Genomic DNA, 17,527 nt, shown 5'->3' with positions numbered 1-17,527 from the left:
GCAGATCCACCGTCATTCCAGCGGACGCTGGGATGACGGGGAAGGGGTACGGTGCCGCCCCAACCCGTCATCCGATCAAATCCGACCGCAGGCCTCTCAAAGCCCCGCCAGCCGGAACCCCCCGTTGCGGCCATAGCTCGCCACCGCCGCCGGGCGGCGGAGCGAGGCGACCATCGCCAGCCGCCGCCGCGTGCGGTCCGCATGATATCCGGTCCGCATCCGCGCGGCGTCGCTGGTGGCAAGCGCGGTCCGCAACCGTTCGCGCAGGTCCGCGTCGGCATGCCAGCTGCCCACCGTGCGGACACCGTCGACCGCCGCCTGCACCAGCGCGGTCGCGCGCTCGATATCGTCGGGATGGCCGCTGTCCAGCGCCGCGACCAATGCGCGCTGCGTCTCGATCAGCCGGTCGATCGCCGCGCCGCTCACCCTTGCACCGGCAGGTCGGTATCGACCATCCGGTCCGCGATCGCGGTCGGGTCGATCGCGTAGCGCCCCTCGGCGATGGCGCTGCGGATCGCCTCGATCTTCGCCAGGTCCAGCGGCGGGCCCATCGCGCTCACCATGTCGGCGGCCAGCGACGGCGGCGTCAGACCGGCCGGCCGATCCAGCTTCGCCTCCACCTTGGCCGAAGCCGCGGCGCGCGCGGTGCTGGTGCGGGCGGTCTCCGTCCGTGCGTTCGATGCGGGTGCGATACCGTTGATCATCATCCTGGGTCCCGTGCCGCCGGCCGTGAGGGCCGCCGGCTTCATAACCCTATAACGGCAGGTTTCGGGATCATTTAAATCCGGGAATCCTGACCCGTCCCGACTCAACGACCTCGGCCAGGATGACCGCCGCTTTCCCGTCGGATTTCACGCGGATCCGCGCACCCGGTGCACCGTCTTCCTGCGCCACCGCCTGCGTACTTACCACGAACGCGCCCGATCCGGCCTCCAGGTCGACCGGATCGCCGCGCCGGATTACCGGCTCGGCCCGCTCCGGCCGGCTGTATGCGACACCGCGCACCGGCGCATCCTCCGCCGCCTGCGGCCCCCGCGACAACGGCACGCGCAACCGCCAGCCGATCGCCGGGCAGCGTACCGTGATGGCATTCTGATACGGCGGATCGGCGGTTACCTGCGGGCATGCCGCCAGCTTCAGCCGCCGGTCAATGGGCGCGACAGGCCCGCCCGGCGCCCCGATATCGGCCCCCGCCGCGATCACCACCGCGCGCTCCACCGCATCCAGATTCTGGAACGCAGGACCGACCAGCAGCGCGAGGAACAGGATGGGCGTCATGGGGGCAACTCCGATGGTATCGGCAGGCACGTTGCAATCCCCGCGCCAGTTGCAACGCACACCAGTAAGCCCCTTCCCTGAACGCGGGGGCTGGGAAATTTCACCGCATCCGCACCACGATCACCTGCGCCCCGGCCTCGTGCGACGGAGTCATCACCAGATCCACCCGCGCCGGATCCACCCCGCCCGCCGCCACGGCGCGCGCCACCGCTGCCGCGCGCGCCGCGGCCAGTTCCCACGCGTCGAACCGCCGCCCCGACCGGTCGGCCCCGCGGCTTTCCACGGTCACCCGCCGCGTCCCGGCCTGCGCGCCCAGCACCCGCAACCGGTCCGCCACGCCGGCGCGAAACACCGCTTCGCCCGGCTCGAACCAGTCCGCCGCCGCGTCTGACGCGTTCGAAGCACCCGTCACGCCGCCGAACGCCGCGCGCATGCCCGCGCTCACCGCCCCCGCCTGCCCGCGCTGCGCCTGCAGCAGCACGAAGAACCCCAGCAGCAACAGGCACAGGTCGGCAAAGCTCATTAGCCACCGCCCGCCGGCTCGGCGGACCGGTCGCATTATGCCACCGCCTGCAACGGCACCACGCGCGACGGCGTGTCCAGCTCGGCCTGCGCCAGCAGCGCCAGCCGCCGCACCACCCAGTCCTGCCACGCGGCTTCCTCCTCCGACAATCGTTCCAGCCGCGCCGCGATAGGCCCCGCCACCACATTGCCCAGCACCAGCCCGTACAGCGTGGTCAGCATCGCCACCGCCATCGCCGGGCCGATCGCGGCGGGATCGTCCATCGCGCCGAACATCGCGATCAGCGCCACGACCGTCCCGACCATCCCCATCGCCGGCGCACCGTCCGCCGCCGCGCGCCACACCGCCGCGACCCGGTCGTGCCGTGCCCGCCGCGCCGCGATCGCATCCTCGGCCCACAGCGCGAAACCGCGCGCGCTCGCCGCATTGGCCAGTTCCAGCGCCGCCTGCCGCAGGAACGGCCCCGCCGTCGTCACCCGGTCGACGCACGCGATCGTGCGGACCTGCGCCAGCGCCTCGATCCGTCCCACCGCCACCCGCGCCGCCAGTGCGTCGGCCGCCGGGTCCGCGCGGAACAGCACGGCCAGGCTCGCCCCCGCCGCGCCCAGATCGGCACGCGTCGAACGCAACGCCGTGATCGCCAGCGTGCCGCCGAACACGATCAGGATCGCGAGCAGATCGATGAAGCGGCCGATACTGTCCAGAAAGCCCATATTTCCCCACGTTCCGCCGCACCACCGGCAACGACCGGCAAATTTCTGCCGGTCCCGGCAAAATCCTGCCGGTCGGCCGGCAACACCTAAGTGTCCGGCGTTTCGGCGACCGCCGGGTCCAACTTGGCACGACCTCTGCATATGCCCGTGCATAGACAGCGCCATCGCACCCGGACCAGCCGCCCCTCACCAAAGGGAACGACCGGTCCGCACCAAACTTTAGAAGGAAAGGCAGTTCATGGCCGGCATCGACCCCCTGTTCGGCATGCACGGCAATGCGCTCGCGCTCCGCAGCCAGCGGCTTGCCATGCTGGCGTCCAACATCGCCAATGCCGCGACGCCGAACTACAAGGCGCGCGACATCGATTTCGGCAAGGCGCTCGCCGCCGCGTCGGCCGGGTCCAGCGTCAACGGCGCGGCCGATGCGGCGGTCCAGTACCGCGTGCCGCTCGAAAGCTCGCTCGACGGCAACACGGTCGAACTCACGACCGAACAGACCGCCTTTGCCGAAAACGCCGTCCAGTACCGGACGACGCTCTCCTTCCTCGAAGGCCGCATCCAGACCGTGATGCAGGCCCTGAAAGGCGAATGAAAATGACCGGCCCCCTGTCCGTCTACGATATCGCCGGGCGCGCCATGTCCGCGCAGATGCTGCGGCTCAACACCACCGCGTCCAACCTGGCCAATGCCGGCACCGTGTCGACCACGAAGGAAGGCGCGTTCCGATCGCTGAAACCGGTGTTCAGCGCGGTGACGGCCAGCGCCGGCGTCGCCACCGTCCGCGTCGACCGGGTCGTCGCCGCCGCGACCGAGCCCACCCGCCGCCATGCACCGGACAGCCCGCTGGCCGACCAGAACGGCGATGTGTGGGATGCCGGCGTCGATAGCGCGGCCGAGATGGTCGAGATGATGGAAACCGCCCGCCAGTACCAGAACAACGTCCAGGTCATGCAGACCGCCAAGACGCTCACCCTAGACACGTTGAGGATCGGCAAATGACCGTTACCGCCCTTTCGACCGATTCCCTGTCGATCGCCAACACCGCCGCGGCCAAGACGGCCAAGAGCAGCACGCTCGACCAGTCGTCCTTCCTGAAACTGATGACCACCCAGCTGAAGACGCAGGACCCGTTCAGCCCGGTCGACAACACCCAGATGGTCGCCCAGATGGCGCAGTTCAGCTCGGTCGCCGGCATATCGGAGATGAACACAAGCCTCAGCGCGATCAAGGAAAGCCTGTCCGCCTCGCGGATCGGCGACGCCGCCAGCTGGATCGGCCGCAACGCGCTCGTCGCGACCGACACCGCCACGCCGTTGTCCGACGGTCGCTATGCCGGCGAGATCGCCCTGCCCGACGACGCGTCGGCGGTGACGCTCGACCTGATCGACGGCAACGGCACCGTCGTCCATTCGCGCGCACTGGGCGAACAGAATGCCGGTACGGTCGGCTTCTCGTGGGACGGCAAGGCCGCGGACGGCACCCCCGCGGCCGGCGGCCCGCTCACGATCCGCGTCTCGGCGCGCGGGCCGGACGGCGCGATCGCCGCCACCACCGCCAGCTGGGCCGCGATCGGCGGGGTCCAGTCGCCCGCCGGCGGGGCCACCACCCGCCTCGTCACCCCGCTCGGGCTGATCGCGCCCGACGCCGCGCTGAAACTCGGCTGAGCCCCCTTTTCAAGATCCGGAGCAATCCATGTCCTTCTACACCTCGCTTTCCGGCCTGAAGGCCGCGCAGACCAACCTGTCGGTCGTGTCCAACAACGTCGCCAACGTCGGCTCGACCGGATTCAAGAAGAGCCGGGCGGATTTCGGCGACATCATGTCCGCCTCGCCGTTCCAGTCCGCGAACATGGCCGGCAGCGGCACGCGGCTGCAGAGCATCGACCAGGAATTCAGCCAGGGCGGCATCCAGACGTCGGAACGCGGCCTCGACCTTATGATCTCGGGCCAGGGCTTCTTCGTCACGCATCAGGAGCAGTCGGGCGGCCAGACCAGCTACACCCGCAACGGCGCGTTCGGCACGGACAAGGACAACAACGTCATCGACAGTCGCGGCGCCTATCTCCAGGTCCTGCCGGTCGACACCACCGGCGCCGTCACCGCGACCGGCCTGTCCGCCACCCGCAACCTGACGATTCCGCAGATCAGCGGCACCGCACGCGCCACCGAACGCGTCAGCCAGACCGTCAACCTGCCGTCCGACGCCATCGTGCCCGCGTCGCGCGCGCAATATGCAAATGGCTACACGTTCGATCGGCTCGATCCGAACAGCTATAATTTCTCGGCCACCTCCACCGTCTACGACAGCGCCGGTGCCGCGTTCCAGGCGACGACCTATTACAGCCGCGACACCGCACCGACCGAGACGGACAAGTCGAGCAGCTGGTCGGCGCGCACCTTCGTCGGCGATACCGAACTCAGCGCGGACGGGGCCGCCACCGTGCCCGCCGTCGCGGCGCGGCTGACCTTCGATGCCGAAGGGCGGATGACCGCCCCCACCACCGCGGTCCGCTACGGCGCGGCGACGCCGCGGGGGGCCGCCGGCCCGCTAAACCTCTCGGTCGATTTCGGCACCGCGACGCGGCAGTCGACCGCCGCCTTCTCGACCACCAACCTGACGCAGGACGGCGTGCCGGTCGGCAAGCTCGACAATGTGTCGATCGGCAAGGACGGCCTGGTCACCGCCACCTACTCCAACGGCGACGACCGGAAACTGGGCAAGCTGGTCATCGCCACCTTCGCCAACCCGGCCGGCATGCGTCAGCTGGGCGACGCCGCCTGGACGCAGACCGGTGAATCCGGTGCCGCGACCGTGGGCGAGGCGGGCGCCGGCGGCCTGGGGTCGATCAGCACCGGCCAGCTCGAAACCGCCAATGTCGACATCACCGAGGAACTGGTCGCGCTCATCACCGCGCAACGCAATTTCCAGGCGAACGCCAAGGCGATCGACACCGCGAACCAGATGACGTCGATCGCCGTCAATCTGCGCAGCAGCTAAGGGGGGCGCTGATCCATGGACCGGCTCGGATATTCCGCCGCATCGGGCATGCGGGCCGCCATGGCCCGCCAGACCACGATCGCCAACAACCTGGCCAACGCCAACACCGTCGGTTTCCGCGGCGATCGGTCGGCGTCGACCGCGCTCTACATCCAGTCGACGGGCAGCACGCCCGGCCTCACCGCGCGCGCGATGGCATCGGAGGAACTGATGACGTCGGACATGACGCAGGGCGCGTTCAACCATACCGGCCGCGCGCTCGACGTCGCGTTGCACGGCGATGCGCTGCTCGCGGTGCAGGCCGCCGACGGAGAGGAATCCTACACCCGCCGCGGCGATCTGGCGGTGTCGGACAGCGGCCTGCTGACCAATGGCGACGGCACGCCCGTGCTGGGCGAAGGCGGCCCGATCACGCTGCCCCCGTACGACGACGTCCGGATCGACGACCAGGGCGTCGTCCGCATCGTCCCCGCGGGTCAGCCGAACACCGTACTGGTCCAGGTCGATCGGCTGAAACTCGTGTCGCCCGCCGGCTCCACGATCGTGAAGGGCACCGACAACCTGTTCCGCGTCCGCGGCGGCGGCACGCTGCCGTCCGATCCGGAAGCGAAGCTCGCCACCGAAACGCTCGAAGGGTCGAACGTCAACGCATCGACCGCGCTGATCGAGATGATCGACGCCAGCCGGTCCTGGGATTCGCAGGTGAAGATGCTGGCCTCCGCCAAGGAAATCGACACCGACGCGACCAAGCTGATGAGCCTCGACTGATCCCCTTCTCTCTCCGGAGTAGCCTCCCATGACCAACGCCGCCCTCCACGTCGCCCGCACCGGGCTCGATGCGCAGTCCACCCGGATGCGCGTCATCGCCAACAACCTGGCCAACGTGAACACCACCGGGTTCAAGCGCGACCGCGCTTCCTTCGAAACGCTTGCCTACCAGGCGATCACCGCCGCCGGTGCCACGTCGTCGGGCGACGACAAATATGCGATCGGCACGAACCTCGGCACCGGTGTCCAGATCAACGGCACCGCGCGCATCGACACGCAGGGGTCGACACAGGTCACCGGCAACCCGCTCGATCTCGCGATCGAGGGCGGCGGCTATTTCCAGATCCAGATGCCCGACGGCAAGACCGGCTACACCCGCGCAGGCGATTTCAACCAGTCCGCCGATGGCAGGCTGGTGACCGCGGACGGCATGTCCGTCCTGCCCGAAATCACGATACCGGAAGGCGCCACGGCGATCACGATCGGCACCGACGGCACGGTGTCCGCGATGCTGGCCGGGCAGACGGAGACGAGCGAACTCGGCAAGATCCAGCTCGCGCGCTTCACCAACGCCGCCGGTCTCCAGGCCGCGGGCAACAACCTGCTCACCGAAACCGCCGCATCGGGCGCACCGCAGGTCGGCGATGCCGGCCTCGAAGGGCGCGGCCTCATCCAGCAGAACAGCCTGGAGGCATCCAACGTCAACGTGGTCGAGGAACTGGTCGACATGATCGAGACGCAACGTGCCTATGAGGTCAATTCCAAGATGATCAAGGCAACCGACGAGATGCTGCAATATGTCAACCAGCAGCTCTGACCCGGTGATGACCGCGCCGTTTCATTCCGCCCCTCTCCGCTTGGTTCGAGCCTGTCGAGAACGCTTGTCGACCTCGACGCACGCGATGCCGTCGGACCCCGACGCCGTGTCGCTCCGCATCGCGCGGCAGGGCGCGGGCCTCTGGGCGCTCACCATGGCGGCCGGCCTCGCCTTCGCGGTCCACGCCAATCCGGTCGACGCGCGCCGGCCGAAGACGCCGCCGGTCAGCTACGCGGCCAGCATGCCGGTCGAGGCCGCAGCCCCGGTCGCGAACGGCGGCATCTACCAGGCATCGACCGGCTATGCCGCGCTCACCTCCGGTGCCCGCGCCGCGCGCATCGGCGATACGTTGTCGATCGTGCTGGTCGAACGGACGCAGGCGGTGAAGAGCAACTCGGCCTCCACCGACCGCAACGGCAATATCGGCCTCACCCCGCCCGCCGTCGGCCCGCTGTCCTTCTTCCGCGCGGCGGAGGCCAGCGTGGGCGGCGGCAGCACCTTTGCCGGCACCGGTTCCGCGACGCAGGCGAACGCGCTGACCGGCGAGGTCACCGTCACCGTCGAACGCGTGCTGCCCAACGGCAACCTCATGGTCCGCGGCGAAAAGCAGGTGACGCTGAACCGCGGCGACGAATATATCCGCATCTCCGGCATCGTCCGGCCGGCGGACATCCTGCCCGACAACCGCGTCGCCTCTACCAGCGTCGCCGATGCGCGCATCACCTATTCCGGATCTGGCGAGATCGCACGCGCCAGCCGCGCCGGCTGGCTTAACCGCTTCTTCACGATGCTCAGCCCATTCTGACGGCATGACGATCCGCCGACTCATCCTGCTGCTTGCTGCCCTTGCCGGTCCGTGGGCGCTCGCCGCCCCCGCGCGGGCCGACCGGATCAAGGATCTCGGCACCTTCCAGGGCGTCCGTTCCAACCAGCTGACCGGCTACGGCATCGTGGTGGGCCTCGCCGGCACCGGCGACGACGGCCTCGAATATACCGTCGCGGGCATGAAGGGCGCCGTCCAGCGCTTCGGCCTTACCCTTCCGCCGGGCATCAACCCGTCGCTGAAGAACGCCGCCGCCGTCCTCATCACCGCCGAACTGCCCGCCTTTGCCAAGCCCGGCCAGCGGCTCGACATCACCGTGTCGGCGCTCGGCAAGGCCAAGTCGCTGCGCGGCGGCGCGCTGATCGCCGCGCCCTTGCTGGGTGCGGATGGTCAGCTCTACGCCATGGCGCAGGGCAACCTCGCGGTCGGCGGGCTCGGCATCGATGCCGCCGACGGATCCAAACTCACCGTCAACGTCCCCACCGCCGGGCGTATCCCCGGCGGGGCCTCGGTCGAACGCGCGGTCGACACCGGTTTCGCGTCCAACGCGCTGGTGTTCAACCTGTCGGAGGCCGACCTCACCACCGCCGGCCGCGTCGCGACCGCGATCAACCTGGCCTTCGCCGGCCAGCGCGCACACGCCATCGACGCCGTGTCGGTCGCGATCGACGCGCCGCGCGGCGCGGAAGGCCGCACGCTGCTGATGGGGCAGATCGAAAACCTGCCGGTCGACCCGGCCGACGCCGCCGCCCGCGTCATCGTCAACGCGCGCACCGGCACGGTCGTCATCAACGGCGCGGTCCGCATCTCGCCCGCCGCGGTCGCGCACGGCAAGCTGACGGTGAAGGTCGACGAGGACCCCCGCATCGTCCAGCCCGCGCCCTTCTCGCGCGGCCAGACCGCGCTCGAACCGGCCAGCACCATCACGGTCGAGGAACGCCGCAACCCGATGGTCAATTTCCGCCCCGGTGCGTCGCTGGCCGACATCGTGAAGGCGGTGAACGCGATCGGCGCCTCCCCCGCCGACCTCGTCGCCATCCTGGAGGCGCTGAAACAGGCCGGCGCCATGAAGGCAGAGCTGGTGGTGCTATGACGACCATATCGAACACCACCCCCGCCGCCGGCACCAGCGCCGCGAACGTCTCGCTCGCCGCGCAGAAGGACGGGCTGGCCAAGGTCGCCAAGCAGTTCGAAGCGGTCTTCCTCCGCCAGATCATCGGATCGATGCGCCAGGCATCGCTGGCCGAAGGGGCGCTGGACAGTTCGGCCTCCGCGCAATTTCGCGACATGCAGGACGGCCGGCTGGCCGACAGCATGACCGACGCCGGCGGCTTCGGCGTGGCGCAGATGCTGCTGAAACAGTTCGACGCCAATCCCGCCAGCGCCGCCGGCCTCGTCGCGCCCGCGCCGGCCGCACCGGTGCCGCCCACCCCGGCGCTGCCCGAATGAACGATCTGATCGGCATTGGTGCCTCGGGCATCCGCGCGTACCGCACCGCGCTGTCGACCGTCGCGGAAAACACCGCCAACGTCGACACGCCCGGCTACACCCGCCGCCAGACGCAGCTGAAGGATATCGGCGCGACCACCGGCGGCGATCCGTACGGCACCGGGTCCGCGCGGCAGGGCGGCGTCGCGGTCGGCGCGATCGCGCGGGTGTGGGATGATTTCAAGGCCGCCGACGCCCGGCTGTCGTCGTCCGACGCCGCCCGCGCCGCCACCCGCACCGAATGGCTGTCCGCTGCCGAAACCGCGCTACCGGACGACGATCGGGGCGTCGGCGCGAAACTCACCGCGGTCTTCTCCGCTGCCACCGCGCTGTCCGCCGGCCCGAACGACATGCTGGCGCGCCAGACCATGGTGTCCACGCTCGACCAGGCGGCGACCGGCATCCGTACCGCCGCGGACGCGCTGACCCGCGTCGGCAAGGGCATCGGCGATCAGGCCGACACGATGGCGCAGGGGATCAACGACGATCTGACCGCGCTCGGAAAGGTCAATCTCGCGCTGGCCCGCGCCACGCCCGGCACCGGCGCCGCCGCCAGCCTGGCCGACGAACGCGACCGGCTGCTCGACGGGCTGTCCGAACGGATCGGCATAGACACCAGCTTCGATGCCAAGGGTGCCGTCACCGTCGCACTCACCGGCAATGCCGGCACGCCCCTCCTGTCCGGCGGCACGCGCAACGCAGTCGCCGTCGAACGCGCCGCCGACGGCCGCCTCGCGCTTTCGGTCCGCGGCGATACGGTCGTCGCGGTCGTCCCCACCGGCGGCGCGATGGCCGGGCTGGTCGATGCCGCACGCCAGGTCGCGGGCAGCCGCACCGCCCTCGACGGGATCGCCGCCGGGTTCGCGGCCCAGGTGAACGGCTGGAACGCCGCGGGCACCACGCCGTCCGGCGCGGCGGGCGGCGCACTGCTCGCCGGCACTGACGCCGCCTCGCTCACTTTGATCGCGGGCGTCACCGGCAACGCGATCGCCGCGGGCAAGGACGGCATCGCCAACGGCAATGCGGTCGCCTTCGCCGGCTTCCGCGGCCCGGACGGGGCGGAGGCGCGCATCGAATCGCTGATCGGCCTCAACGCGCAGACGCTGTCCGCCAGCCGGTCGGAAGCCGCCGCCACCGCCACGCGCAGCGACAGCGCCTTCGCCGCACGCGATGCCGTGTCCGGCGTCGACCTCGACCGCGAGGCGAGCGACCTGCTTCGCTACCAGCAGGCGTACAGCGCCTCGGCCAAGGTCCTCCAGACGGCGCGCGATACGCTCGCCACCATCCTCCAGCTGTTCTGACCGGGAGAACCTGCATGATAACCCCGCGCAACCGGTTCAGCCCGGACCTCAACCGGTCGGCCCAGCTCCGCCAGACCATCGACCGGCTGTCGACGCAGCTGGCGACGCAGAAATCGGTCCAGGTCGCTTCGGACGATCCGCAGGCCGCGGTCCGGATCTCCGGCCTGCGGCGGGATCAGGCGAACAACGCCGCCTATGCCGCCAATGCCGACACCGCCGCCACGCTCGCCACCCGCGCCGATGCCGGCCTGGCCAACGTCACCACCCGGCTCGACCGCGCGCGTGAACTGACGCTGCAGGCCGCGACCGATACCTACACACCCGAACAGCGCGCCGGAATGGCCACCGAACTGCGCGGGATCGCGGCCGACATCGCCGCCGCCACCGTGCAGAAGGACAGCCGCGGGCAGGACGTCTTCCCCGCCGGCGCGCCGGCGCGCTTCCCGATCGCCGCCGGCACGCTGGCCAGCGGCACGGTTTCGCGCGACACGGTCTTTGCCGGCGTCGCCACCGCCGCCGGCCCGGCCAGCATCGCCGACATCCTGGAGGCCGCTGCCGTCGCCGCCGAAAGCGGATCGCCGTCCGACCGCAGCGCCGCCGTCGTCGCGGTCGCCGCCGCCTCTGCCCACGTCATCGACGCGCACGCCGCACAGGGCATGGACGCCGCACGGATCGACCGGACCCGCGAAACGATCGCCGAAGCCGACCTGTCGTTGACCGACGCCCGCGCCGGCGTCGAGGGCGTCGACACCGCCGCGCTCATCACGCTGATCCAGCAGAAGATGACCACGCTCGATATCGCCAACCAGGTGTTTGGCAAGATCAACGCGAAAAGCCTGTTCGACGTCCTGGGCTGATCGAAGTCACCTGAAAACCGCCCATCCCGAGCGCAGTCGAGGGACCGACCGGGCGCAGCCGAGGTCTCCTTCCTTCGCGCTTCTCGACTACGCTCGAAGAAGCCCCTCGACTGCGCTCGGGACGGACGGACAGGGATGAGAGCCCCCCCCAATAACCCCTAATGCGCCATCAATCATAAACCCCCCACCCCCGCGCCGTTAACCTGATTGAGGCAAGTGCAGGTCCATGATCGCACCCGTCGGCCGCATACTGTTCCAAGGGTAGAATCGCATGTTCGCAGGCATCGGCCTCGTCATATTGCTGCTGATGGTGTTCGGGGGGTTCGCGCTCACCGGCGGCGATCTCGGCCCCGTGCTGCACGCCATGCCGCACGAGATGCTCATCATCGGCGGGGCCGCGGTCGGCGCGATCGTGGCCGGCAATTCGATGAAGGAGCTGAAGCAGTTCGGCGGCGGCTTCGTCACGGTGTTCAAGGGCAACCGGTTCAACCGCAAGGATTATCTGGACGTCATCTTCCTGGTGTCGGGCCTGATGAAGAAGCTCCGTACCGAAGGGCCGGTCGCGCTGGAGGCGCATGTCGAGGATCCCAAATCCTCCGCCATCTTCGCGGAATATCCCCGCCTGCTGAAGGACAATACGCTCGTCCACCTCATCTGCGATACGCTGCGGCTGATCGTCGTGTCGTCCGGCACGCTCGATCCGATGGCGGTCGAGGACGTGATGGACAATGCGCTGAAGACGCACCACCATGATGCCATCCGCCCGGCCGACATGCTTCAGAACCTGGCCGACGCGCTCCCCGCGCTCGGCATCGTCGCAGCCGTGCTGGGCGTGGTGAAAACGATGGGCTCGATCGACCAGCCGCCGGCCATCCTGGGCGCGATGATCGGTTCGGCGCTCGTCGGCACCTTCCTCGGCATCCTGCTCGCCTACGGCATCGTCGGGCCGTTCGCCGGCCGCTGCCGCCAGGTGGTCGAGGGCGACGCCGCGATCTATCAGGTCGTGAAGCAGATCATCATCGCCTCGCTTCACGGCCACCCGCTGCCGCTGGTGATCGAGGCCGCGCGGTCCGGCATCACCCATTCGAACCAGCCGGCCTTCGCCGACGTGTTCGACGGCATGCGCGGGCGCTGAGCCGGTGGCCTCCCACGCCAAGCGGAGCCGGGATCCGGAACCCGTCCGCCCGATCATCGTCCGCAAGATCATCGAGGCGAACCATGGCGGCCATCACGGCGGCGCGTGGAAGGTCGCCTATGCCGATTTCGTAACCGCCATGATGGCGTTCTTCCTGCTGATGTGGATCCTGGGCGCCACGACGGAGAAACAGCGCAAGGGCATCGCCGACTATTTCGCCCCCACGCTGGTCGAACTGCGGTCGAAGTCGGCCGGTGCCAACGGCCCGTTCGGCGGTGATTCGCTGACCGCGAAGGAGAAATACGCGCACGGCGCACACCAGAGCGGCACCAAGAGCATCACCATCCCCAAGGGTGCCACCGGCGGCACGAAGGAGGGCGACGGAATCAAGGCGAAGGACCAGGCGCGCTTCGCCCGGCTGAAACGCCAGCTGGACGACCGGATGAAGCGCGACCCGAAACTCGCGCGGCTGCGGCGCAACGTCCGCTTTACCGACACGCGCGAAGGGTTGCGGATCGACCTGGTCGACGAATCAGATTTCGCGATGTTCGCGCTCGGCACGCAGGCGCTGCTGCCTGCCGCGCAGGCGCTGATGCAGCAGGTCGCCACCGTCATCGCGGCCACGCCCAACGACGTCATCGTCCGCGGCCATACCGACGCGCTGCCCTATACCGCGGGCCGCACCGTCAACAACTGGACGCTGTCGAGCGCGCGGGCGGAAGCGACGCGCAAGGCGCTGGCGGACTCCGGCGTCGGCCCCGCCCGCTTTGCCCGGATCGAGGGGGTCGCCGAACGCGAACCCTATGTCCCCGGCAACCTGTACGACCCGCGCAACCGCCGCATGTCGATCACTCTCGCCTGGTCCAGGGGCGCCGCCCCCGTCGACGAACCCATCCACATGGCGGACGCCACGCCGGCACCGGCAGCGCATTAGGCGCAACGCTTACCCTGAACCGCCGATCCCGAGCGCAGTCGAGGGACCCGTCGAGCACAGCCGAGGCGGCTGTAATCGCCCTTGGCTAAGCTCAGGGGTAAGGTGTCTCGACTGCGCTCGGCATGGACCGAACTCTGGGATGGGTTGGCAAGCCTCGACAAAACCAAGGCCTCCAACCTATCCGCCTGCCGCGGCCCAGTCCGCACGCACCGCGGGCGACGTCAGGAAACTGCGCGGTGGCTGCGACACCGGCGGCGGGTCGCACAGACCTTCCTCGATATAGCGCATCGCCGCCATCAGCCCGGATCGCGAGAAGGGCTTGGGGATGATCCCGTAGGCCCCCGCGAAATCGTCAGGCACCTTCTTCGGGTTTGCGGTGACAAACACCACCGCCGTGTCGGTCCACTGCCGCCTGATGAGTGCCGCCACGTCCAGCCCGTTCGACCCTTCGGCCAGCTGGATGTCCACGAATGCCAAGTCGGGCGGGGCCAGCCCATGCAGCGCGCCGACCTCGACCAGGCTCGCCGCCTCCGCAACCACGTCGTGCCCGCAATCCGCAACGATTGCCTCGATATCCATCGCGAGCAACGCTTCGTCCTCCACGATCAGGACGCGCAACGGGGGATGGGGCAACCGTTTGTCCTTCATGTCGCGACGGGGAAGGACATCAATACGCATGTGCCGGGGTTCGCGTTCCGCCACACGGTCTCGGCGCGCAACTGGCGCGACAGGCGCGCGACCAGTGTCCGCCCGATCGTGCCGCCTTCCGCGGCATCCACGTCGAACCCCGGCCCGTCGTCACGCAGCTCGATCCGGCCCGTCTCGCCGTCGCGGTACACCTTCAACGCCAGCGTGCCCGGCCGATCGTCCGCAAAGGCGTGGCGCACCGCGTTCACCACCAGTTCGTTCAGGATCAGCCCCAGCGCAGTCGCGTCCGCCGCGCGGATCTCGACCGACGCGACATCGGTTTCCAGCACGATGTCGTCGCGCCCGGTGCCCGCCAGTATGTCGCTGGTCAGATCATGCGCGAACGCCCCGGCATCGAACCGGTGGATATCACGGTTCTGATACAGCCGGCGGTGGACCGTCGCCAGCGCGTCCACCCGTTCCAGCATCGTTTCCAGCGTGGTCCTGAGCGACCGGTCCGGTATGGCCCGCGCCTGCAACCGCAACAGCGACCCGACCATCGTCAGGTTGTTCTTCACGCGGTGGTCCACCTCGTGCAGCAACAGCGTCTTGGTCTCGAGCGCGGCTTCCAGGTCCGCGGTCCGGCGGCGGACCTGTTCCTCGATGTCGGCCTTCTGCGCCGCGATGGTGTCCTGCGCTTCCACCCGGTGGGTCACGTCCATCTGCGATGCGAAATAGAACTGGATCTCGCCGTCCTCGCTGCGCACGGGGCTGACGTACAGCGCGTTCCAGAACGTGCTGCCGTCGCGCCGGTAATTCAGCAGGTCGACATTGATCGGTTCCTCCGCGCGGATCGCGTCCCTCAATCGGGCAACGGCATCGCGGTCGGTGTCAGGCCCCTGCAGAAACCGGCAGTTGCGCCCGATGATCTCGTCGCGCGCATAACCGCACAGGTCCTGGAACGCCTCGTTGGCGAACACGATCGGGTTGTCCCGCTGGCGGGGATCGGTGATGACCATCGGCATCCGGGTGCCGCGGATCGCCGCGGCGAACGGATCGCCCCGGCCCACTTCGTGCAGGATGCGCTCGGTCAGGCGCCAGTCTTCTTTCTGCTGCATCGATACTCGTTTCCGTGCCCTGGCCGGCCCATTTCCCTACCTGAACGGTCTAGAACCCGATGATGAACCGCTCGGTTCCAACATAGGTCAACATGCCGGAACGAACCCTGCCGCCGGTCATTCTCCGCGGCATGATGGAATCGGCCCCGGTCGCGATCCGCAACGTCGCCGTCGCCATCCCGCTGCGGGACGAGGCCGAGACGATCGCCGCCTGTCTCGACGCGATCGATCGCGCCGCCGCCCGGTATCGGGGCCACGTCACCGTCGTCGCCTTCGCCAATGGCTGCACGGACGACAGCGTCGCCATCCTTGCCGGCTATCGCCCGCGCCATTTCCGGCTGGACGCCCGCGCGGCATCGATGTTGCCGGGCGCGGCACATGCCGGCTGGGCCCGGCGGCTCGCGCTCGATGCCGCGGCGGACCGGCTGACCGACGATCGCGACCTGCTGCTCGGCACGGATGCCGATACGCTCGTCGCGCCGGACTGGATCGTGCGGACGGTCGCGCATATCGATGGCGGGCACGACGCCGTCGCGGGTCTCGCGCTGACGCTACGCGCCGAACGGGCGGCGCTCGGCCCCGCCGCGGCCGCGCGGCTGAACCTGCTCGGGCGCTATTTCACCGCCGTCGACTATCTCCGTGCGCCCGCCGCCGCGCATGATCCCTGGCCCTGTCACGGCTATGAGGGCGGGGCCAGCATGGCGCTGACCCGCGGCCTTTATCGCCGGATCGGCGGCGCGCCCACACCGCCGGTCGGCGAGGATCGCGCGCTGTTCGCCGCTGTCCGCGCCGCCGGCGGGCGCATCCGTCACGCCCGCGACGTCCGTGTCTTCACCTCATGCCGCACGCACGGCCGCGCGCCCGGCGGCATGGCCGATACGCTGCGCACCTGGATATCGCAGGATGCGCAGATGCCGCTCCACGAAACCTACCCGGTCCATGTCATGATCGCGCCGCAGGATCATGACGACCGCCGGCCGCTGACCTTCGCGACCCTGCCCACCGCGGTGGCGACCGCGCGCCGCATCGTCCGTGCCCGCCGTCACGCGGCGGACGCCGCCTCAACCGGCGTCCCGCTCCGTCCCGCGCCACAGGTCGAGCCGGTAGGCGTCGTGGCGCTCGGCATGGACGGCTGACACCGCCGGTCCCAGCGCCGCGCGCAGTTCCTCCGTCGCCGCATCGGCCGTCTTCGGATAATCGGTGACGCCCGTCCAATGGACCAGCAGCAGGTGCGCGCCCGCCGCCATGGCCCCGCGCAGATAGTCCGCCAGCCGGACGATATCGGCGCTGTCCAGATAATAGACGACCTCCGACAGCAGGACGAGGTCGAACACGCCGTCCGGCACCCGGTCCGGCACCGCCATCTGCGCGAACGTCACCTGCCGCAGGTCGGCGCACCGTTCGGCCGCCTGCGCCAGCGCCGTCGCCGACACGTCCACCGCGACCAGCGCATCGCACCGCGGTGCGATGCGCTGCGTCAGCACGCCGATCGAACAACCCACCTCCAGCACGCGCGCGAACCGCCCGGCCGGCAATGCCGCCAGCGTGCGGTCATATTTCGCCGCCTCATAGTCGCTCGTCGCGAACTTCCACGGATCGGCATCATCGCGGTACATCTGCTCGAAATAGTCCGCGCCGATCGTCGTCTCACGCCGCATGTCCGGTTCCTTCCAGCAACACCGTTCGCGGCCGGCGGGTCAGCGCGATCATCGCGCGCGGCAGGCGGAAGGGGTCGGTCGCCCCGCGGATCCGCGTTCCCGTCTGGCTGCGGTGGCAATCGATCGCCCGGCGATGCGCGCCGCGTACCCTCGCCACGTCTACCGACAGCGTCCGTCGCCCGGCCAGCTTCGCCCCCAGCGCCGGATCGGTCCAGCCCCACACCAGATACTCGTAAAGCCGCACGCGTCCCCTTGCTGCGCGCACGACCGCCCGGGCCAGAGCCGCGGCGGCGGCATGGTCGCAATGCGCCTCGCCAGACCAGCAGACCGCCAGCGCGCGGATCCGGTGCCGCGCGACCAGGATCGCCAGCCGCCGCGCCCCCGCCCGGAACGTCGCGTCACCCACCGCCGGCGGGGCCGCGTCGCGCCACCCCAGATGCTCCGCCGGCCGCACGCCCAGCACGCGCACCGCATGCCCCGCCTCCCGCCC

General features: G+C 69.7%; 23 protein-coding genes. 14 read left to right on the top strand and 9 right to left on the bottom strand.

The annotated features are described in order from the left end of the window. Window positions 1-96 precede the first annotated feature (96 nt). The 5 genes from BKY59_RS12265 to BKY59_RS12245 form a co-directional block, all read right to left on the bottom strand. Window positions 97-426 (bottom strand): hypothetical protein, encoded by a 330-nt coding sequence (locus BKY59_RS12265; RefSeq protein WP_076071913.1) that lies wholly within the window; start codon window positions 424-426, stop codon window positions 97-99. Then, window positions 423-707: a flagellar biosynthesis anti-sigma factor FlgM gene (gene flgM / locus BKY59_RS12260; protein WP_076072363.1), complete on the bottom strand. Its 285-nt coding sequence runs from the start codon at window positions 705-707 to the stop codon at window positions 423-425. Before flgM ends, BKY59_RS12265 begins: the two co-directional genes overlap by 4 nt. A 67-nt stretch (window positions 708-774) precedes the next feature. Next, on the bottom strand, window positions 775-1,278 hold the full coding sequence (locus BKY59_RS12255) for a flagella basal body P-ring formation protein FlgA (protein WP_076071911.1): 504 nt from the start codon (window positions 1,276-1,278) through the stop codon (window positions 775-777). A 100-nt stretch (window positions 1,279-1,378) separates the two neighbouring features. After that, on the bottom strand, window positions 1,379-1,837 hold the full coding sequence (locus tag BKY59_RS12250; RefSeq protein WP_076071909.1) for a flagellar motor protein MotB: 459 nt from the start codon (window positions 1,835-1,837) through the stop codon (window positions 1,379-1,381). Further along, window positions 1,837-2,514, bottom strand: coding sequence for a MotA/TolQ/ExbB proton channel family protein (locus BKY59_RS12245; protein ID WP_076071907.1), 678 nt, complete (start codon window positions 2,512-2,514; stop codon window positions 1,837-1,839). Before BKY59_RS12245 ends, BKY59_RS12250 begins: the two co-directional genes overlap by 1 nt. Before the next feature lie 238 nt (window positions 2,515-2,752). Between BKY59_RS12245 and flgB the strand changes: the two genes are divergently transcribed. The 13 genes from flgB to BKY59_RS12180 all read left to right on the top strand — a co-directional run bounded on the left by flgB (window position 2,753) and on the right by BKY59_RS12180 (window position 13,634). After that, window positions 2,753-3,106, top strand: coding sequence for a flagellar basal body rod protein FlgB (flgB, locus tag BKY59_RS12240; protein ID WP_076071905.1), 354 nt, complete (start codon window positions 2,753-2,755; stop codon window positions 3,104-3,106). Window positions 3,107-3,108: 2 nt separating this feature from the next. Further along, on the top strand, window positions 3,109-3,513 hold the full coding sequence (flgC, locus tag BKY59_RS12235) for a flagellar basal body rod protein FlgC (RefSeq protein WP_083672109.1): 405 nt from the start codon (window positions 3,109-3,111) through the stop codon (window positions 3,511-3,513). Beyond that, window positions 3,510-4,178 (top strand): flagellar hook assembly protein FlgD, encoded by a 669-nt coding sequence (locus tag BKY59_RS12230; protein ID WP_076071902.1) that lies wholly within the window; start codon window positions 3,510-3,512, stop codon window positions 4,176-4,178. The genes flgC and BKY59_RS12230 overlap by 4 nt, the downstream gene beginning before the upstream one ends. A 28-nt stretch (window positions 4,179-4,206) precedes the next feature. Next, the gene (locus tag BKY59_RS12225) at window positions 4,207-5,511 is read left to right on the top strand and encodes a flagellar hook protein FlgE (protein ID WP_076071900.1); all 1,305 of its coding nucleotides are present in this window, start codon (window positions 4,207-4,209) and stop codon (window positions 5,509-5,511) included. Between the two features lie 15 nt (window positions 5,512-5,526). Continuing rightward, the gene (locus BKY59_RS12220; RefSeq protein WP_076071899.1) at window positions 5,527-6,279 is read left to right on the top strand and encodes a flagellar basal body rod protein FlgF; all 753 of its coding nucleotides are present in this window, start codon (window positions 5,527-5,529) and stop codon (window positions 6,277-6,279) included. A 28-nt stretch (window positions 6,280-6,307) separates the two neighbouring features. After that, a complete protein-coding gene (gene flgG, locus BKY59_RS12215; protein WP_076071897.1) occupies window positions 6,308-7,096 on the top strand; it encodes a flagellar basal-body rod protein FlgG in 789 nt (262 codons plus the stop codon). Window positions 7,097-7,250: 154 nt separating this feature from the next. Continuing rightward, on the top strand, window positions 7,251-7,901 hold the full coding sequence (locus BKY59_RS12210) for a flagellar basal body L-ring protein FlgH (protein ID WP_076072361.1): 651 nt from the start codon (window positions 7,251-7,253) through the stop codon (window positions 7,899-7,901). 4 nt (window positions 7,902-7,905) lie between these two features. Continuing rightward, window positions 7,906-9,012, top strand: a complete 1,107-nt coding sequence (locus BKY59_RS12205) for a flagellar basal body P-ring protein FlgI (protein WP_076071895.1) — start codon at window positions 7,906-7,908, stop codon at window positions 9,010-9,012. Next, complete coding sequence (locus BKY59_RS12200; protein WP_083672108.1) at window positions 9,009-9,368, top strand: rod-binding protein; 360 nt, start codon at window positions 9,009-9,011, stop codon at window positions 9,366-9,368. Before BKY59_RS12205 ends, BKY59_RS12200 begins: the two co-directional genes overlap by 4 nt. Beyond that, window positions 9,365-10,708, top strand: a complete 1,344-nt coding sequence (flgK, locus tag BKY59_RS12195) for a flagellar hook-associated protein FlgK (RefSeq protein ID WP_076071893.1) — start codon at window positions 9,365-9,367, stop codon at window positions 10,706-10,708. The genes BKY59_RS12200 and flgK overlap by 4 nt, the downstream gene beginning before the upstream one ends. A gap of 14 nt (window positions 10,709-10,722) precedes the next feature. Beyond that, window positions 10,723-11,565 carry a flagellin gene (locus BKY59_RS12190; protein WP_076071891.1) on the top strand — a complete coding sequence of 281 codons (843 nt, stop codon included), beginning with the start codon at window positions 10,723-10,725 and terminating at the stop codon, window positions 11,563-11,565. A gap of 271 nt (window positions 11,566-11,836) precedes the next feature. After that, on the top strand, window positions 11,837-12,700 hold the full coding sequence (motA, locus tag BKY59_RS12185; RefSeq protein ID WP_076071889.1) for a flagellar motor stator protein MotA: 864 nt from the start codon (window positions 11,837-11,839) through the stop codon (window positions 12,698-12,700). Between the two features lie 4 nt (window positions 12,701-12,704). After that, window positions 12,705-13,634: a flagellar motor protein MotB gene (locus tag BKY59_RS12180; RefSeq protein ID WP_076071888.1), complete on the top strand. Its 930-nt coding sequence runs from the start codon at window positions 12,705-12,707 to the stop codon at window positions 13,632-13,634. Window positions 13,635-13,811: 177 nt separating this feature from the next. On the opposite strand, the gene BKY59_RS12175 is transcribed toward BKY59_RS12180, so the two are convergent. Then, window positions 13,812-14,267 (bottom strand): response regulator, encoded by a 456-nt coding sequence (locus BKY59_RS12175; protein ID WP_240500090.1) that lies wholly within the window; start codon window positions 14,265-14,267, stop codon window positions 13,812-13,814. A gap of 11 nt (window positions 14,268-14,278) precedes the next feature. Next, window positions 14,279-15,379 (bottom strand): PAS domain-containing protein, encoded by a 1,101-nt coding sequence (locus tag BKY59_RS12170; protein WP_076071885.1) that lies wholly within the window; start codon window positions 15,377-15,379, stop codon window positions 14,279-14,281. 92 nt (window positions 15,380-15,471) lie between these two features. Between BKY59_RS12170 and BKY59_RS12165 the strand changes: the two genes are divergently transcribed. Further along, window positions 15,472-16,515, top strand: a complete 1,044-nt coding sequence (locus BKY59_RS12165; protein WP_076071883.1) for a glycosyltransferase family 2 protein — start codon at window positions 15,472-15,474, stop codon at window positions 16,513-16,515. Here the strand turns inward: BKY59_RS12165 and BKY59_RS12160 are convergent. After that, the gene (locus BKY59_RS12160; RefSeq protein ID WP_076071881.1) at window positions 16,441-17,037 is read right to left on the bottom strand and encodes a class I SAM-dependent DNA methyltransferase; all 597 of its coding nucleotides are present in this window, start codon (window positions 17,035-17,037) and stop codon (window positions 16,441-16,443) included. The genes BKY59_RS12165 and BKY59_RS12160 overlap by 75 nt on opposite strands. Further along, the coding region (locus tag BKY59_RS17785) for a PIG-L deacetylase family protein (RefSeq protein ID WP_420822094.1) at window positions 17,027-17,527 on the bottom strand (501 nt) is incomplete at its 5' end. The genes BKY59_RS17785 and BKY59_RS12160, both read right to left, overlap by 11 nt.

Source organism: Sphingomonas montana (assembly GCF_001956315.1).
GTDB lineage: Bacteria > Pseudomonadota > Alphaproteobacteria > Sphingomonadales > Sphingomonadaceae > Sphingomonas_R > Sphingomonas_R montana.
The sequence above is the reverse complement of the archived record's forward strand: the minus strand, read 5'-3'. Positions and strand labels throughout refer to the sequence as shown.

What these genes read in the sequence shown, in the direction of transcription:
- motA (WP_076071889.1), top strand. Translation starts at nt 11,837, where the DNA reads ATGTTCGCAGGCATCGGCCTCGTCATATTGCTGCTGATGGTGTTCGGG.
- BKY59_RS12205 (WP_076071895.1), top strand. Translation starts at nt 7,906, where the DNA reads ATGACGATCCGCCGACTCATCCTGCTGCTTGCTGCCCTTGCCGGTCCG.
- BKY59_RS12210 (WP_076072361.1), top strand. Translation starts at nt 7,251, where the DNA reads ATGGCGGCCGGCCTCGCCTTCGCGGTCCACGCCAATCCGGTCGACGCG.
- BKY59_RS12165 (WP_076071883.1), top strand. Translation starts at nt 15,472, where the DNA reads ATGCCGGAACGAACCCTGCCGCCGGTCATTCTCCGCGGCATGATGGAA.
- BKY59_RS12255 (WP_076071911.1), bottom strand. Translation starts at nt 1,278, where the DNA reads ATGACGCCCATCCTGTTCCTCGCGCTGCTGGTCGGTCCTGCGTTCCAG.
- BKY59_RS12250 (WP_076071909.1), bottom strand. Translation starts at nt 1,837, where the DNA reads ATGCGACCGGTCCGCCGAGCCGGCGGGCGGTGGCTAATGAGCTTTGCC.
- flgB (WP_076071905.1), top strand. Translation starts at nt 2,753, where the DNA reads ATGGCCGGCATCGACCCCCTGTTCGGCATGCACGGCAATGCGCTCGCG.
- BKY59_RS12230 (WP_076071902.1), top strand. Translation starts at nt 3,510, where the DNA reads ATGACCGTTACCGCCCTTTCGACCGATTCCCTGTCGATCGCCAACACC.
- BKY59_RS12225 (WP_076071900.1), top strand. Translation starts at nt 4,207, where the DNA reads ATGTCCTTCTACACCTCGCTTTCCGGCCTGAAGGCCGCGCAGACCAAC.
- flgM (WP_076072363.1), bottom strand. Translation starts at nt 707, where the DNA reads ATGATGATCAACGGTATCGCACCCGCATCGAACGCACGGACGGAGACC.
- flgK (WP_076071893.1), top strand. Translation starts at nt 9,365, where the DNA reads ATGAACGATCTGATCGGCATTGGTGCCTCGGGCATCCGCGCGTACCGC.
- BKY59_RS12190 (WP_076071891.1), top strand. Translation starts at nt 10,723, where the DNA reads ATGATAACCCCGCGCAACCGGTTCAGCCCGGACCTCAACCGGTCGGCC.
- BKY59_RS12245 (WP_076071907.1), bottom strand. Translation starts at nt 2,514, where the DNA reads ATGGGCTTTCTGGACAGTATCGGCCGCTTCATCGATCTGCTCGCGATC.
- BKY59_RS12160 (WP_076071881.1), bottom strand. Translation starts at nt 17,037, where the DNA reads ATGCGGCGTGAGACGACGATCGGCGCGGACTATTTCGAGCAGATGTAC.
- BKY59_RS12170 (WP_076071885.1), bottom strand. Translation starts at nt 15,379, where the DNA reads ATGCAGCAGAAAGAAGACTGGCGCCTGACCGAGCGCATCCTGCACGAA.
- flgG (WP_076071897.1), top strand. Translation starts at nt 6,308, where the DNA reads ATGACCAACGCCGCCCTCCACGTCGCCCGCACCGGGCTCGATGCGCAG.
- BKY59_RS12200 (WP_083672108.1), top strand. Translation starts at nt 9,009, where the DNA reads ATGACGACCATATCGAACACCACCCCCGCCGCCGGCACCAGCGCCGCG.
- BKY59_RS12220 (WP_076071899.1), top strand. Translation starts at nt 5,527, where the DNA reads ATGGACCGGCTCGGATATTCCGCCGCATCGGGCATGCGGGCCGCCATG.
- flgC (WP_083672109.1), top strand. Translation starts at nt 3,109, where the DNA reads ATGACCGGCCCCCTGTCCGTCTACGATATCGCCGGGCGCGCCATGTCC.